12 protein-coding genes are annotated in these 16,170 nt (G+C 63.5%); 1 reads left to right on the plus strand and 11 read right to left on the minus strand.

Annotated elements, in window-relative coordinates; all coding sequences use genetic code 11:
• Positions 1-15 precede the first annotated feature (15 nt).
• The 3 genes from F7D01_RS08775 to F7D01_RS08785 form a co-directional block, all read right to left on the minus strand.
• Positions 16-972, minus strand: a complete 957-nt coding sequence (locus F7D01_RS08775) for a GyrI-like domain-containing protein (protein WP_251566658.1) — start codon at positions 970-972, stop codon at positions 16-18.
• 133 nt (positions 973-1,105) lie between these two features.
• Positions 1,106-2,047, minus strand: coding sequence for a HEPN domain-containing protein (locus tag F7D01_RS08780; protein WP_215227238.1), 942 nt, complete (start codon positions 2,045-2,047; stop codon positions 1,106-1,108).
• A gap of 385 nt (positions 2,048-2,432) precedes the next feature.
• Positions 2,433-3,725 (minus strand): site-specific integrase, encoded by a 1,293-nt coding sequence (locus tag F7D01_RS08785; protein ID WP_215227239.1) that lies wholly within the window; start codon positions 3,723-3,725, stop codon positions 2,433-2,435.
• Positions 3,726-4,205: 480 nt separating this feature from the next.
• On the opposite strand from F7D01_RS08785, the gene F7D01_RS08790 reads away from it, so the two are divergent.
• Positions 4,206-6,362 (plus strand): TonB-dependent receptor, encoded by a 2,157-nt coding sequence (locus tag F7D01_RS08790; protein ID WP_215227240.1) that lies wholly within the window; start codon positions 4,206-4,208, stop codon positions 6,360-6,362.
• A 63-nt stretch (positions 6,363-6,425) separates the two neighbouring features.
• Here the strand turns inward: F7D01_RS08790 and F7D01_RS08795 are convergent, their stop codons facing one another.
• The 8 genes from F7D01_RS08795 to gluP all read right to left on the minus strand — a co-directional run bounded on the left by F7D01_RS08795 (position 6,426) and on the right by gluP (position 16,088).
• Positions 6,426-6,884 (minus strand): DoxX family protein, encoded by a 459-nt coding sequence (locus F7D01_RS08795; protein WP_215227241.1) that lies wholly within the window; start codon positions 6,882-6,884, stop codon positions 6,426-6,428.
• A gap of 86 nt (positions 6,885-6,970) precedes the next feature.
• The gene (gene dcd, locus F7D01_RS08800; protein WP_215227242.1) at positions 6,971-7,525 is read right to left on the minus strand and encodes a dCTP deaminase; all 555 of its coding nucleotides are present in this window, start codon (positions 7,523-7,525) and stop codon (positions 6,971-6,973) included.
• A 69-nt stretch (positions 7,526-7,594) separates the two neighbouring features.
• Positions 7,595-8,122, minus strand: a complete 528-nt coding sequence (locus F7D01_RS08805) for a hypothetical protein (RefSeq protein WP_215227243.1) — start codon at positions 8,120-8,122, stop codon at positions 7,595-7,597.
• Between the two features lie 57 nt (positions 8,123-8,179).
• Entirely contained in the window at positions 8,180-11,332 is a 3,153-nt protein-coding gene (gene putA, locus F7D01_RS08810; RefSeq protein WP_215227244.1) for a bifunctional proline dehydrogenase/L-glutamate gamma-semialdehyde dehydrogenase PutA, read from the minus strand.
• A gap of 74 nt (positions 11,333-11,406) precedes the next feature.
• Positions 11,407-12,882 (minus strand): glycerol-3-phosphate dehydrogenase, encoded by a 1,476-nt coding sequence (gene glpD, locus F7D01_RS08815; RefSeq protein WP_215227245.1) that lies wholly within the window; start codon positions 12,880-12,882, stop codon positions 11,407-11,409.
• A gap of 40 nt (positions 12,883-12,922) precedes the next feature.
• Entirely contained in the window at positions 12,923-13,702 is a 780-nt protein-coding gene (locus F7D01_RS08820) for an N-acetylmuramidase domain-containing protein (RefSeq protein WP_215227246.1), read from the minus strand.
• A gap of 90 nt (positions 13,703-13,792) precedes the next feature.
• Positions 13,793-14,794: a LacI family DNA-binding transcriptional regulator gene (locus F7D01_RS08825; RefSeq protein WP_215227247.1), complete on the minus strand. Its 1,002-nt coding sequence runs from the start codon at positions 14,792-14,794 to the stop codon at positions 13,793-13,795.
• Positions 14,795-14,804: 10 nt separating this feature from the next.
• Positions 14,805-16,088 carry a glucose/galactose MFS transporter gene (gene gluP, locus F7D01_RS08830; RefSeq protein WP_371819719.1) on the minus strand — a complete coding sequence of 428 codons (1,284 nt, stop codon included), beginning with the start codon at positions 16,086-16,088 and terminating at the stop codon, positions 14,805-14,807.
• Positions 16,089-16,170 lie beyond the last annotated feature (82 nt).

Raw genomic sequence — 16,170 nt, forward strand, 5'->3', positions numbered from 1 at the left:
GGCCAGCACTGAAGACTATTTGATCGGCAGAAATAGGTCCGCCACAGACTCATGCTCGGGCACCTCGGGGAAGAACGCGATGCGCTGACAGTAGAGTGGGAAGTCTCGCGCTTCTTCACCGCTTTCCGGAAGCCAGTCGCGGTAAAGATATAGTGCGGCGGGTTCCAAATCGTCGGTATTCCCCACAATCCGCAGGACTGCACAGCGGCCGCCAGGAATGGTGCCTGATACAACGCCTTGCTCGTCCTCATCGAAGATCCGTTGCGTTCCTGCGCACAGGTCCAGTCGATAATCGCTGGGATCGGTAGTTCGCGGATCGGAATGGAAGACGTTGAACGTCTCGCTGGTCTGCGGTGAAAGCCCGTTTGCCTTTCGCCAGGCGATGAATCGCTGGATTGTCGATCCGATCGTGGCTGGCGGCCCGCGATGCTCCATGATCGCCACCGGGACGGGTTTTACGTGCCGGGTGATTACGTCGCTTGTCTTGAAGGACTGTTGCATGAGTTTGCTCCTCGCGTTTGTGAGAGGCCCGAAGGCCGCAAGCCACGGCTCCCAATCGGGAGCTTCCCGAAACGATGACGGTGACTGCCCGAACCGTTGCCTGAAGGCTCGGGCAAAGGCGTCGGGCGCGTCGTAGCCAGCATCCATCGCGATCTGCGTGACGCTCTGATCGTCACGATAGGCCAACCGAAACGAAGCGCGCTTCATCCGGGAGAGCTGGATGTAACGATGCAAAGACAGCCCAAAGGTCGCCGTGAACTGCCGGTGGAAATGAAACTTCGACAATGCCGCGACAGCACTTACAGCTTCCAGGTCCAGCTGATCGTCCAGATGCCGATCGATGTAATCGAGCGCCCGCTTCATCCGGTCGTGGTAGTTTTGAAGTGCTGTCGTCACTGTCCGCTCCATCGTGGCGATATCACCTAGGCGCGTGACGGTATTTGTCGCTCGACCGATCTTGCGTTTTTGCATGGAGGTATCTTAAATTGACGGCAGCTATTGGTGGTTCCAGCTTAGGATTGGTGTGTCGGCAATGGCGTCGCAAACCGACAGGCTGCTTTCGGCTTAGAAAAGGCGAAAGCGGAGACAACAAGTCCTCGCTCGATCACCGAATCTGGTCAGGCTTGGCCTTCGCTTCGGCCTTTAGCTTCGAGATGCGTTCCGAGCACACTTCGTGCACGACGCGGCCAAGCTCTTCAACCTGCGCGCCGAGCCATTCAAGCTCTTCCTTGGTGACGCGATAGTGCTTCGAATAGCGCGCTTTGACATAGGCGTCCTTGAGCTTTTCGAACCGGGTGCGATCGCGCTTGGTTTCGCGGGGCCAGACATAGGTGAGACGCGGGTCGATCCGCTCGGCCTGCGTGCGCAAAAAGGCCAAGTTGTGATTATGCGGCGTATAAAAAGTGCAGACCAGAAGCACGCAGTGGTAAAGTCGCTCTGCTGTCTGGTGCATCAAGAATGCCGCGAGTTTGAGGTCTCCGTCTCGTACTGCGTAACCAGCATTGCGCTTAAATCCCATCGCTGTCGGCAGCCACTCGTCAAAATACTCCTGCGCCATGGCGAGCGCCTGCACCGGTGTCTTGGGCTTAGGCGTATGAAGCTCAGTCTCATCGAACTGGTAAAGCGCAACACCGTCCTCCTTCACGTCCATGAAGAAATACCGCCCGTGGGCGAGCCCGTCGTTCACCTCCTGCAGGGTATGGACGATGAAGTTGACAGGAGTCTTGAGCGTACTGGTAACGCCATATTCGCGCATCAACCGGTCATCTAGCTTCGCCCAGTATTTGACTCTGTCGGTGAGCCGCTTGTCGTTGACGATGATCAGCAGATCGAAGTCGGAGCGGTAGCCCTTCGCGGTGTGGGGCTCATCGACCCACGTGCCGCGCGCATAGCTACCGTAAAGGATCACCTTGAGGATGCGCCCCGCCTTCTTCCACTCATGCTTGGCGAGGGCAAAGGCGTCATCAAACTCCTCGAAGATGAGCTGCACCACGCGCTCAAGTTCGCGCTGCTTTTGCGGGGGCAAATGATCAAGGTCGGTCTTCATCGTCTAATCTCTAGCAAGCAGCCGCGAAGCTTGCACCGGCCGAGTGCACAGGCGCGCGGCGACGGCGCACCCCAAAGCGCTAAGGAGCCGCGCGCTGATATGCTGCGCGTTAGCAACAATCCGACAAGGATTGTCGTTAGCATAGTTAAGAGGCGCTGGAGCCCAGCATTTCTGCGGGTTTGAGGCCTGTTTTGGTTCCTAATAGTCCGAGCTGTGAGTTCCTGATAGTCCGTGTCCCCCGGTTCCTGATAGTCCGAACAGACCACAGGCTTATCCACAAGGCCCATCCCCATTTCTGGAGACAGGCCTTGATTTGGAGCGGCGACAAGCACGAGCTACCGCAGTCTCTCAATCTGGCTTCAGGGCAGACCTAGACAAGTAGGCATCATGCCACAGCACGCAACGCTGCCAGTGTGCGCGCTTGCTTGATCTCCCGCACGCTCCGCAACTCGCCACCGTCCAATAGTCGAGCAATCTCTCCCGCCACTTGATCCGCCGCGATGACGAGCGCGGTATCCAGGTGCACATAGCGCTGGGTTACGCCGCGCGGGGCATGACCGAGCAGGCCCGAGATGGTCAGTTCACTGAATCCTTGTGCCGCTGCCATGCTTGCAAAGCTGTGGCGCAGGGTGTGCGGTGTCACGCTGTCCAGACCCGCGCGCGCGCAGACCCGGCCCAGCACCCGAACGACGCCTATGAAATGCCCATCGCCCCAATCCGCCGGGAAGATGAAGGGCGAATGACTGGACAAAGCCTGAGCCTCCAGCACGTGCATTGCTGAGTCTCCGGCCACGCGGATCTGCGGACCGGACTTGGTATCCGGAAAACGGACGAGATTGTCGTCGGGCTGAACCCATGCCTTGTGCATTGCCAGCACTTCCATGCGCCGAAAACCGGTGAGAAGCATGACGCGGATCGCAGCGAGGCCGGTCGGGTGTTCGCCCTCGCGTTCCATCTGCGTCATCACCTTGCCAAGGTGACGGATTTCGCCAGCGCTCAGATATCGCTTCACCTTCTGCGAGGCCATGATGCGTACGCCTGTTGCCGGACTAACCTCAATAATGCCGAGGCGGCGGGCGTGATTGAGTAGAGCGCGAAGCGTGCTGATGGCGCGGGCAGCAACGCCTGAGCCGCCAGCCGTTTGCCCACCTCGGCTTGTGTGCCTCGCTCGGGCGGTTCGACCAGCCGCAATATCACCTTGCAAGCGTTCAATATCTGCCAATTTCAATTGGCTGACCACGCGATTGCCGATCAGCGGCTTAATATGGAGTTCAATACGGCTTCGATCACCTGCGATTGATGACGCTTTAATAGGGCGGCGGTTGCGTCCGATCAGCCGACCGGCTTCGGCCTCGGCAAGATACCAATCGCAAACTGCTGCGATGGTCAGCCCCGTCCGGACCGAGTGCCGTTCGGCGGATGGGTCGGCCCCGTCGATCACAGCGGCGAGCTTCTTTTGGGCGAGGTCGCGGGCTTGCTCGACAGTCAGAACACCATATTGGCCTATAGCACAGCGACGGGTCCTCGCCTCTTGGTTTCGATATTGGATGATAAAGGTTTTGGTGCCGCTGGGTTTAACGCGAACGCCAAAACCGCGCAGCTCGCTATCCCAAAGGAAGGCGTCGCGCCCTCGGTTGGATTTGAGCGCCTCGACGGTGCGTTTAGTCAATCTGGTCATGCGATTTGTCCGTGATTTGAGTTGTCGTGCCTTTCGAAGTTGCTCCTGCGCCCTGGTGGCCCACGCGCATGATATTTGCTTCCCCACGCAGGTGCAGCATGGCCGGGGAAGCAGGGGGGAAGCAGTAGGTGGGAAACCGCTGGAAATCGCAGCGTACCGATGGCGACTCGGAGTGAAAAGTAAGCAGTTGATATTGCTTGGAATATCGCAGATTTTACTAGATATGGAAACGGTAGCGAAAACGCCAAGGGGCAGTTGCCAAGGTTGGGGTCGGGCGTTCGAATCGCCTCGCCCGCTCCATTTTCCTTCCAGTCGAAACGGTACCTGCGGGTACGAGCGTGTGCGCGGCGGTCATTTGCTGTTGCAATTCCGGTCGCCGTCTGTTTAACGCGCCGTGGAATGTTACCACATAACATTTAGGGCGGAGCGTTTGGTCTTCGCCGATCGGTCACACTCATCGAATCAAGGATTAAGCTCACGATGCAAATCGCTCGCTCCGGCACACTTTCCCTTTTCGCACTCGCCGCCGGACTGGCCGCGACGCCGGCGTTCGCTCAGCAAAGCGACAGTTCGGACAGCGCGCAGAGCGAAGAGAGCGCCACCGACTATGGCCACGTATCCGAGCAGAGCCGTCAGGTAGAAATCATCGTCACCGGCGTTCTGGAACGGCAGCGGCAGGATTTCCTGTCCGGCGTTTCGGTGGTGGACGGAGAAGAGCTGACGCAGGCGATCCGTCCGTCCCTTGGCGAAACGCTGAACGACACGCCGGGTGTTTCGGCGACTTCGTTCGGCCCGAGTGCGTCGCGCCCGGTGCTGCGCGGCTTGCAGGGCGAGCGGGTCCGCGTGCTTACCAACGGCCTCGGTTCCGTCGACGTGTCGAATACGTCCGTCGATCACGCGGTCGTCGTCAATCCGCTGACGGCAGAGCGGATCGAGGTGCTGCGCGGGCCGCAGTCCCTCCTATACGGTTCCTCCGCGATCGGCGGGGTGGTCAACGTGATCGACAACAGTCTGCCGACCACCGTTCCGGCAGACCGGATCAAACTGGGCGCCATCGCCACCTACGGCTCTGCGGCGAACGAGCGTTCGGGCGGGGCATCGGCCGATTTCGCGCTGTCGGATCACTGGGTCCTGCACGCCGACGGTAGCTATCTCAAGACCGACGATCTCGACATCGGGGGCTATGCGTTGACCCCGGAACTGCGCCGCCAAGCGCTCGCGTCGGCCACTTTGCCGGCCGATCCCACCGCGGAAGAGCCGATCGACTTCGCTGCCAATGCGGCGGTCGAGGGCACGCTGCCCAATTCCGCGTCCGAGACGTGGACGGCAGGCGGCGGCGTTGCCTACATCAACGACGGCGGCAGCTTCGCGCTGTCCTACAAGCACTATGACAGTCTCTACGGGGTGCCGATCCGCTTCGCGACCGAGCCGGGTCAGGAGCAGGAAGGGCCCCGGCTGGACCTGAAGCAGAACCGCGTGGACGCGCGGGCGGAAGTGAATGTCGGCGGCGGCTTGCTGGACAAGATCGGCGCCCGGTTCGGCTACGCCAAATATCGCCACTTCGAACTGGAAGAGGACGGCGAGGTGGGCACTGCGTTCTACAACCAGGGCATGGAAGGGCGGCTGGAGCTGACCCAAGCGCAGAAAGGCGCTTGGCGCGGCGTGACCGGCGGCCAGTTCTACATCCGCGATTTCAACGTCGAGGGCGAGGAGGCTTTCCTGCCCAAGAACAGCACCGAGCAGGTCGGCGCCTTCACGCTGCAGCAGTTCGATTACGGGGCGTTGAAGTTCGAAGCGGGTGCGCGTTACGAACACACTAAGCTCCAGGGTCAGCCGCTCCCCGATCAGCCGCAATTCTTCGATGGCAGCCGCAGCTTCGATGCCATTTCCGGATCGGTCGGCGCATCGTATGGCTTCGCGGACGGCGTGCGCTTCGGTGTGAACGTCTCGCATAACGAGCGCGCTCCGGCGGCCGAGGAACTGTTCGCCAACGGCCCGCACGCGGGCACGCAGGCGTTCGAGGTCGGCGACCCCGACTTCGGGCTCGAGAAATCATGGGGCGTGGAGGGGATCCTGCGGGCCGGCGGCGACGGTTATTCGCTCGAAGCCTCGGCCTATTACACCTGGTTCAACGACTTCATCTACGAGGACCAGACCGGCGAGATCGAAGATGGCCTGCCGGTCTATCAGTTCCGTCAGTCGGACGCGCGCTATTACGGCTTCGAAATCCAGGGTTCGGCGACACTCGCAAGGTTCGGCACGACTTCGGTGGCGGTCGATGGCCTGGCGGACTACGTTCACGCAACCATCGAAAACGTCGGTCCGGCACCGCGCATCCCGCCGCTCCGCCTGCTGGGCGGCGTGACCGTGAAGACCGGCAATTTCGACGTGCGGGGCGAAGTCGAGCATGCGTTCGAGCAGGACCGAATCTCCGACTTCGAGACCGCGACCGACGGCTACACGCTCGTCAACGCCGAGGTGAACCTGCACCCGTGGGGAGCCGGTAGCCCGCTCAGCCTGGCCCTGTCGGCGAACAACATCTTCGATGTGAACGCGCGGCGCCATGCGTCATTCCTGAAGGATTACGCACCGCTGTCGGGTCGCGACTTCCGCGTATCGGCCCGCTTCGACTTCTAATCGGTCCGACTGTCGTCACGCTGCGGCGCGCATCGGTCAGGCCGGTGCGCGCCCGCTCTCGTATCAGTCGTGGCGATGAGCGGCTTCCGCACCCTCGGCCCGCCCTTCTGCGCGCGCCGCCCGCAGCTCGGCTTCTCGCGTACGGTTGCGGTCGCGATAGTAGTCGAGCGAGCCGCGTACCTGGCCGAAGGCGAACACCATCAGCAATCCCCCGGTGATGGCGAGGTTCTTGAGCGCCTGTGTGCCCTGCTCGTAATCGCCGAACTGGTTATGCACGAAGAAGATGGTGCCCAGCGTGAATATGGCGAGAACCAGTGCGACAAGCCGGGTCAGCAGGCCAAGCGCCAGGAGCAGCCCGGCGACGATCTCGAAGATGCCGATCGGCATCGCGAGATTGGCGGGCAGGTTGGTGGATTGCAGCAATTGCTGCACCGGTTCGGGTGCGAGAAGCTTGTTGGCTCCCGACACGACGAACAGGGCGGCGATGAAGATACGTCCGATGACGGCGGCGATCGTGGACATTGATCGGGCTCCCACACCCGCCGCGCGCACGCTTGCTCACGGCTCTCGAGCAGTTCATCGCTCGAAGGACGATACGGTTCCGTGCGTCAGAGCCGGGGGAGGGTCACGCCGCGCTGGCCCATATATTTGCCGGCCCGGTCCGCATAGGTCACTTCTGGCCGTTCATTGCCCTGCAGGAAAAGGAACTGGCACGCGCCCTCATTCGCATAGATGCGCGCAGGCAGCGGCGTGGTATTGGAAAACTCCAGGGTCACATGCCCCTCCCACCCGGGTTCGAGCGGAGTCACATTCACGATGATGCCGCAGCGCGCATAGGTGCTCTTGCCCAGGCAGATGACCAGCACGTCCTCCGGCACGCGGAAATATTCGACCGTTCGGGCGAGCGCGAAGGAGTTGGGCGGGATCACGCACACGTCGGTCTTCCGGTCGACGAAGCTGTTGCTGGCGAAATCCTTCGGATCGACCACCGCCGAATCGACATTGGTGAAGATCTTGAACTCGTCCGCCACGCGCGCGTCGTAGCCGTAGGACGACAGGCCGTAGGAGATGCAGCCGTCGCGTCGCTGCGATTCCTCGAACGGTTCGATCATGTCGCGGTTGCGGGCCGCGTCGCGGATCCATTTGTCGGAAAGAATCGCCATGGTGCGACGATTCCCCAACATGCGCGGCGGAGCAATCCGCAACGCGCCCTTATCCCCCTCGGCGAAGGATCAGATTTGCGGCGCGTTAAGCTGCGGATTGATCCGTGCGAGATAGTTCAGCCAGTGCGTCGGCTTCTTTATCAGGCTGGGCGGATAGGCGACCTTCAGACCGGCGATCTGCGCGAGTGCGCCTACGAAATGCAGGCAATTGCGTTTGTTCAGGTCGTAGGATTTGACCGGATCGGCACGCCAGCGCGCGACTTCCGATCTGATCTGCCAATATTGCGCGTCGGTCAGCGCAACGGAGAAATGTTCATTGGTACGGTCGATCTGATCCTGCTTCTCGACGAAGATCATCGAATCGACCGGGCCGACCAGGATCGCGGGAGAGATGCTCTTCGCGGTGAAGCCGTAGTTTTCGTCGATCGGCTCGCCCGTCTCTTCCAGCGTGCCGTCGAGCACGACGAAAGTGTGCGGATAGCGCCCGAACAGCACCGAGCCGTTGAATGAATGGAAATGGATCGTGACCTGCGCGAATGCCGCCTGGGCCCAGCACAGGGCGACGATCGCCAAAAGCAGCTTGCAGACCCGTCCCATGGGGTCGCTTCATAGCCGATCCGCCCGGTGCTTGTAACCGGGCAAATCGGCCATGGATTAGCTGCCTTGCGCCAGCAGCGTGGCGTTGCCGCCCGCCGCGGTGGTGTCGATGGTTACGACCCGCTCGACCGCGAAGCGATCGATATAGTGCGGCCCGCCCGCCTTGGGGCCGGTCCCTGACAGACCCTCACCGCCGAAGGGCTGGCTGCCCACGACCGCGCCGATCTGGTTGCGGTTGACGTAGAAATTGCCGACCTTGATCCGCTCCTCGACGAACCGGCGCGTGCTGTCGAGACGACTGTGGAGGCCGGCCGTCAGCCCGTAACCCATGTCGTTGATATCCTCCACCACCTGGCCGAGCTCGCTCGAATGGAAACGCGCGACGTGCAACACGGGCCCGAAATTCTCGCGCCTGAGGTCGGAGATCGAGCGCAGTTCCATGATCGTCGGTGCGACGAAGCACCCCTTGGACAGCTTGCGCGGCAGGCGCCGACGCCAGATCGTGTGCCCTGCCTTCTTGCGCCGAGCGACGTGGCGTTCCAGCGCGGCCTTCGCGTCGGTGTCGATCACCGGGCCCACATCGGTGCTGAACTCGGCGGGGTCGCCGACTTCGAGCACTTCGAAGGCGCCCCGGATCATCTCCAGCATCTCGTCGTAGACGTCGTCCTGGATATACAGCATCCGCTGGGCCGAGCAGCGCTGACCCGCGCTCTGGAACGCCGAGGCGACGACGTCACGCGTGACCTGTTCGGGCAGGGCGGTCGAATCGACGATCATCGCGTTCTGACCACCGGTCTCGGCGATCAAGGTCGCAATCGGCCCCTCGCGCGCTGCCAGCACGCGGTTGATGGCCTGCGCGGTGCCGGTGCTGCCGGTGAAGCACACGCCAGCGAGGCGCACGTCGTTCGTGATGAACTGGCCCACTTCGCCGGAGCCAGGCAGGAGTTGGAACGCCTCGGGCGGGATACCCGCCTCGTGACACAGCTTGACCGCGAACGCCGCGACTAGCGGCGTCTGTTCGGCCGGCTTCGCCACCACGGTATTGCCAGCAGCGAGCGCTGCCGCCGCCTGGCCGGTGAAGATCGCGAGCGGGAAGTTCCATGGACTGATGGTGGCGAAGACCCCGCGGCCCGCCATCGTCATCCGGTTTTCTTCACCGGTAGGGCCGGGGAACGGCACCGGATGTTCGAACTTCTCGCGCGCCTGATTGGCATAATAGCGCAGGAAATCGACCGCCTCGCGCAGTTCCAGCACGGCATCGAGGATGGTCTTGCCCGCCTCCCGGCGGCACAGGCTCAGGAATTCGTCGGAGTGTTCCTCGAACATGTCGGCGCACGCTTCGAGCAGCACCGCGCGTTTCTCGCCGCCCAGCGCATTCCAGCCGGGCTGGATGTTGCGCGCCTCGGTGATGGCGAAGGCGACTTCGCCCTCGGTCGCGTCGCGCCGCGTTCCGACTTCGTCGCCCAAATCCTGCGGCGCGTTGATCGGTGCCATTTCGCCCGGATCGTTGCTGGGGAAGGTGGGGCCGGCGAACCAGTGTTCGCTCTCCAGCTTCCTCAACCGGTCGAGCAACGGCTCGCGCACCAGCGGATCCGAAAGATCGATCCCGGCGCTGTTGATCCGGCCGGGGAAGATGTCACGCGGCGGGGGAATTTCGGGATTGCGCTTGGGCTCCATCGCGGCGAGCTTCGCCACCGGATCCTCCGCCAGCTCCTCGGCCGGAATATCGGAATCCGCCATGCGGTTGACGAAGGAGCTGTTGGCCCCGTTCTCCAGCAGGCGACGCACCAGATAGGCGAGCAGATCCTTGTGATTGCCCACCGGCGCGTAAATCCGCACCGGCGTGCGTGCATTGCCTTCCTTCTCGGCCAGCGCGGCGTAGAGTTCTTCCCCCATGCCGTGCAAGCGCTGGAACTCGTAGGAAGCCTCGTCCTCGTTCCGGCGTCCGGCTGCGCCCGCCATCGTCTTGATCGCCGCGATCGTGTAGGCGTTGTGCGTGGCAAAGGCAGGGTAGATCGCATCCTGCGCCTCCAGCAGCGCCTTGGCGCAGGCGAGGTAGGATACATCGGTCGCGATCTTGCGGGTGAAAACGGGGAAATCGGTATAGCCGCCGACCTGGCTCACCTTGATTTCCGTATCCCAATAGGCACCCTTGACCAGCCGGCACATGAAGCGGCGATCATGGCGACGGGCAAGCTTGGCGACCCATTCGCACAGCGGAACGCCGCGTTTCTGGTACGCCTGAATGACCAGGCCGAACCCTTCCCAGCGCGTGCCGTCCTCGCGTTCGAACAGCGCATCGTCCGCCGCCAACGTCTCGAACACGTCGAGCGACAGTTCCAGCCGCTCGGCTTCCTCGGCGTCGATATTGAAATGGATGTTGGCGTCGCGCGCCTGGCTGGCGAGATCGGTCAGGATCGGGATCAGCGCATCATGCGCCGCGTCGGCGTGGAAGAAATCGTATTTGGGATAGAGTGCCGTCAGCTTGACCGAGATGCCCGGGCTACCGGTGACGGTGCCGTCGCTCTCGTTCGCCAGCCGCTCGATCGCATCCTGGTAAGCGAGGCGATACCGCTCGGCGTCGGCGAATGTCATCGCCGCCTCGCCCAGCATGTCGAAGCTGTGGGTCAGGCCCTTTGCGCGTTCGGGTGCGGCGCGCTTGAACGCTTCGCCCATCGTACGGCCGAACACGAACTGGCCGCCGAGGATACGCATCGCCTGTAGCGTAGCAGTGCGGATGACCGGTTCGCCCAGCCGATTGACCGTCTGTCGCAGGGTCTTGCGCATGCCCTTTTGCGAAACCTTCGGCTTTTCCAGCACTTCGCCGGTCAGCATGAGGGAGAAGGTGGCGGCGTTGACGAAAGTAGAGCTCGATTCGCCCAGATGCTCGCGCCAGTCGATTTCGCCGATCTTGTCTCGGATCAGGGCATCGGCGGTAGCGCCGTCGGGCACGCGCAGCAACGCCTCGGCCAGACACATGAGGGCGATGCCCTCCTCGGTCGCAAGGCCATAGGTATGGAGAAACGCGTCGATTCCACCGACATCGCGGCTGCGGGCATTCTCCACCAGCGCGACCGCCAGCTTCGACGTTTCGGCATGGCGCTCATGCGCCGCCTGCGCTTGTCGCAGCCGTTCCTCGATGCAGGCGTTCTCTTCCATCCGGTATGCTTTGCGGATGCGGGTACGGTCGAGCGGCAAGGGTGCGGACATGAATTCCTTATGGGGTCGGAGCTGTGCGGAGTCGCACTGACAATCCCCATCACATGGCCCCGTTCCATGCACAATCAAGCGAAGTCTGGATATTGCTCCTGGAACCAGCGCTCCACTCGCGCGATCTCGCGGGCCGTCAAATGCAGGCCAAGCTTGGATCGTCGCCATAGAGCGTCCTGCGCTGTGCGGGCGAATTCATGCTCCGCCAGATAGGCGAGTTCGGCGGCGTAGAGATCGCCGCCCAAGCGCGCGCCGAGGTCGGCCATGCCATGCGTTTCGCCGAGCCAGCGGTGCATCCGATTGCCATAGGCGCGGGCGAGCCGCAGCCGCATGCGCGGACCCATCCACGGATAACGGCGGGCCGTATCGGCCACGAATGCGTCGAAGCCGTTGGGCATGCGTCCGCCCGGCAGGGGCGCGTTGCCCGTCCACTCCTCCCCCGAAACGGTGAGATGGGCGGCCAGCTTTTCCAGCGCGTGTTCGGCGAGCCGGCGATAGGTGGTGATCTTGCCGCCATAGACCGACAGCAGCGGCGCGGCGCCATCGGGCGCATCGATCGCGAAAACATAGTCGCGGGTGACCGTCGAGTTGCTGGCCGATTCGTCTTCGTAGAGCGGGCGGATACCGGAATAGGTCGAGACGATATCGTCCGGGGTGACCGGGTCGGCAAAGTATTCGTTCACGGCATCGAGCAGATAGGTTTGCTCGCGGGCGCTTATCTCGGGATCGTTCCGGTCCCCTTCGAACAACTGGTCGGTGGTGCCGATCAGCGTGTAATCGTGCTCGTAGGGAATGGCGAAGCAGATCCGTCCGTCGCCGTTCTGGAAGATATAGGCCTGCTCGCCCTCGAACTGACGCCGGACGATCAGGTGGCTACCCTTCACCAGCCGCAGGTGCGCCTCGTTCACGCCGCCCATCGCGGCGACATCGTCCACCCACGGGCCTGCCGCGTTGACCACCGCGCGCGCCGCGATTGTCTCGCCGGTCGAGAGCGTCGCGTGCCAGCCGTCCGCAATCCGCTCCAGCGCGATGCATTCGGTGCGCGTGCGGATATCCGCGCCGCGCTCGGATGCGTCCATCGCATTCAGCACGGTCAGGCGGCTATCCTCGACCCAGCAGTCCGAATATTCGAAGCCGCGCTTCAGCCGGTCCTGCAGCACGCCGCCGTGGGGCGGCTTGCTCAGGTCGACGCCGCGGCTGCCCGGCAGGGTCCGTTTCCCGCCGATCCGGTCGTAAAGGAACAGCCCGACGCGCAGCATCCAGCGCGGTCGCAGGCCGGCATCGTGCGGCAGCACGAAGCGTAGCGGCCAGACGATATGCGGCGCGATCCGCAGCAGCACTTCGCGTTCGGCCAGCGCTTCGCGTACCAGGCGGAACTCGTACTGCTCGAGATAGCGCAGACCGCCATGGACCAGCTTCGTGCTGGCGGAACTGGTGTGAGCGGCCAGATCGTCTTTCTCGACCAGCGTGACGGCGAGGCCACGACCCGCCGCATCGCGTGCGATCCCGGCCCCGTTGACGCCCCCTCCGATAACCAGGATATCCTGCATGGCCCGCCCATACCCTCTCGCGCGGTAAGAGGCGAGGGCGCTATCCCCGCAAGGCATTCCAGGTTTTCGGGCCCGCGATACCGTCTGCGCTCAGCGCGTGTGCCTTCTGGAAGGCGCAAACCGCGGCGCGGGTGACGGGGCCGAAAACGCCATCGACCCGCAAGGCAAGGCGACGCTGCAGCGCCCTGACCGCGTCGCCGCGCGCTCCCATCGCCAACGTCCGCACCGGCGGCATCCTTTCCCGTGCGTAAGCGGTGGCAAGCTTCTCGTCGTACCGGTTCCGGCGATAGGCCGGTCCGTTGTACCCGCGTGCGAACGCTGCCCAGTCATGGCGTCGTAAAGCAATGGCGAGCTCGCTACTTTCGACGAACGCGGCAAATGCCGCGAGATGTGCGTCATCCCCCTCGCACATCGCCGCGACGAATTCTTCGGTGTTCGGGAAGCCGCAGATTTCGCAATTGTCGCCCATGATCTGGAACGCGCCCCAACTGGCCGAGCGCAGCGCGGCCGCACGGTCCAGTTCCATCGCGTCCGCCAGACGATCGTACTGCAAGTTGCGCGGCCCGTAGCCACCGGGTCTCGCGTGGCTGATACCGGGCGCGAGCGTATCGAACCGACCATGGGTCAGCCGATGGAAATAGTGCCGCTCGAACAGGATTACGGGACGGCTCGAGGAGTCGAATCCCCCGCGGCTTTCCACGGCAATGACGGCACGGATCGCGGCTTCTTCGCAATCGAGGCGGGCGGCGGTCGCGCAAATCGCGCCGGCGCTCATCGCCCGCGCAGCGCCACGAAAGCGGTCTGGAATGGGGGGCGGCACGGCTGTCTCCTTCGCGGCTACGCGAATCCAACAGGCCGGACCCGCGCGCAGCCTTGCCATGCTGGCGCGAAGTAGGAAAATCGTGGTTCGTCAGCCGCAGCTGTCGCGAACCACCAGATTGACTGGTACCCGTGTCCCCGCACCGCTGTCGCCCAGGGCTTGCGAGACCAGCATTTGACCTGCTCGGGCGAAATCCGGCTCGATCGTGGTGAGCGCCGGACTGGTATGCACCCCGCTTCCCAACCCGTCGAAGCCGACCACCGCGACGTCCTCCGGAACCCTTGCGCCGCCCTGTGCCAGCCCCTCCAGCACGCCGATCGCGATTGCGTCGCTGGCGGCGAAGATGGCGTCGGGTCGCGCAGAGCCTTCGAGCAGCGTCTTCGCGGCGATCCGGCCCTGCGCCAGCCGATCCTCACCGGTGGCGTCCAATACCTCGATCGGTGCTAGTCCGGCCTCCGCCATCGTCGAACGATAGGCCATCAGCCGCTCGCGAAACTGCGGGTGGAGTTCGTCGACCGCGCCGACGAACGCGATCCGGCGGCGACCGCGCGCTATCAGGTGCCTGGTGGCCATTTCGCCGCCCGCCGCATTGTCCGCCCGCACCCACGGCAGTTCGGGGAAGGGGGCGCCCCATGTCACGAGCGACCCGACATCGCGCGCCTGGGCGAGGTTCAGCCAGGCAGGTCGATTGAGGCTGGTCCCCATCGCGATCAGCGCGTCGGCTTGGCCCTCCGCCCGGTAGTGCCAGAAAAAATCGTCCGGCTCGCTCTGAAAGGATACCAGCGAACGCAGCCCCCGCTGGGCGGCGGCGGCGCAGGTGCTGCCGAGCAGGGCGTAATGGAACTGGCTTACCGCCAGCGGGTCTTCGCCCGCCCGCCCCACAACCACGATCGCGATGGTCCCCGTCTCGCCCTTGCGAAGTTGTGCCGCACGGCGATCGACGTGGTAGCCGAGCTGGCGCGCGATCTCCTCCACCCGGGTGCGCGTCGCGATCCCGATCGAGGGGGCGCCGGAAAGCGCGCGGGAGACGGTGGATTGGCTGACCCCCGCCGCCTCCGCGACGTCCAGTGAGGTGACGCGCTTGTCCGTCACGCTCACCCCGTCAGTGAACGGATGCGGTCGCGGGAGGGGTGATATCCGTGCGGCCGCGCCCGGCCATCAGCGCGAATAGCGTCAACATCACATAGCAAATCATGGGGACGATGAACGCGCTTTGATAGCCGGCGGCATCGGCGACCGCGCCGGTCAACGGCGGTATCGCTGCGCCGCCAACAATGCAGGTGCACAGGAAGCCGGAGGTTGCGGCCTCCGATGCGGTGGACCGTTCGAGCGTGATAGTGAAGATCACGGGGAACATGATCGAGTTGAACAGCCCGATCGCAAGCGCGGCATAGCCGCCCGGTACGCCGCCGATCGACAGGACGAACAGGCACAGCGCCGCCGCGACGACGGTTCCGGTAGCCAGCAGCCGTGGGGCGGGGACGACCCGCAACAGCGCCGACCCGGCGAAGCGCCCGACCAGCGCGCCGCCCCAGTACAGGCTCACGAAATAACCCGCGTCCTGCAGCGGGATGCCCCACACGGAATCGTCGTGCAGAAACAGCACCATCTGTGTGCCGATCGCGACCTCGGCCCCGACATAGAGAAAGATCGCGAGCCCGCCGAGGAGCGCCCAGCGCGATCCAGCGACTTGTGACAGCGTTGCGCCGATGGATAGCGCCTTCGGCCGCATGGGAGAGGCGGCGGAGATTCGCTTGCGCGACCAGAAGATGAATGCGCCCAGGGCCAGCAACATGGCGGCAATGATCAGGAAGCTGGTGGTGATCGACCCCAGTGCCATGGTTCGCGCCGCGCCGGTCAGGACGGTGTCGTGCGTCTCCACCCCTTCCAGCAGCAGCTTGGCTCCGAGCAGCGGGCCGACCACGGTGCCGAGCGAGTTGAACGCCTGGCTGAAGGTGAGGCGGAAGTGGCTGGTCTCGGGCGGGCCGAGCGACGCGGCCAGGGGGTTCGCCGCGACTTGCAGGATTGTGATGCCCGCAGCGAGCACGAACAGCCCAGCCAGCACGCCGACATAGGTCGCGACATTGGCGGAGCCCATGATGACAAGGCAGGCGAGAATCATGAAGGCGATCGCCAGCATGATCGATGGCGTGGCACGCAACCGGGCGACCAGGAGGGAGGCTGGAATCGCAAAGAAGAAATACGCGATGAAGAACGCCGAGGCGGTCAGCTGCGCCTCGAAATTAGACAGCGTGAAGATGCTCTTCACCGCCGCCACCAGCGGGTCGACCAGCGACGTGATCAGTCCAAATGCGAAAAACAGCGTGGTCACGCTGGCAAAGGCAGCCCTGGTATGGCTGGGTGCGTTCATCGGTTTCTCTCCCATCGTGACCGCCACGAAGCGTTCGGCGATACCGTCAGCCGACGATGCACTCAAGCTGCGCCATCAGCTGGATGTCAATGCGTAT

This window comes from Erythrobacter sp. 3-20A1M (assembly GCF_018636735.1).
Taxonomy (GTDB): Bacteria; Pseudomonadota; Alphaproteobacteria; order Sphingomonadales; family Sphingomonadaceae; genus Alteriqipengyuania.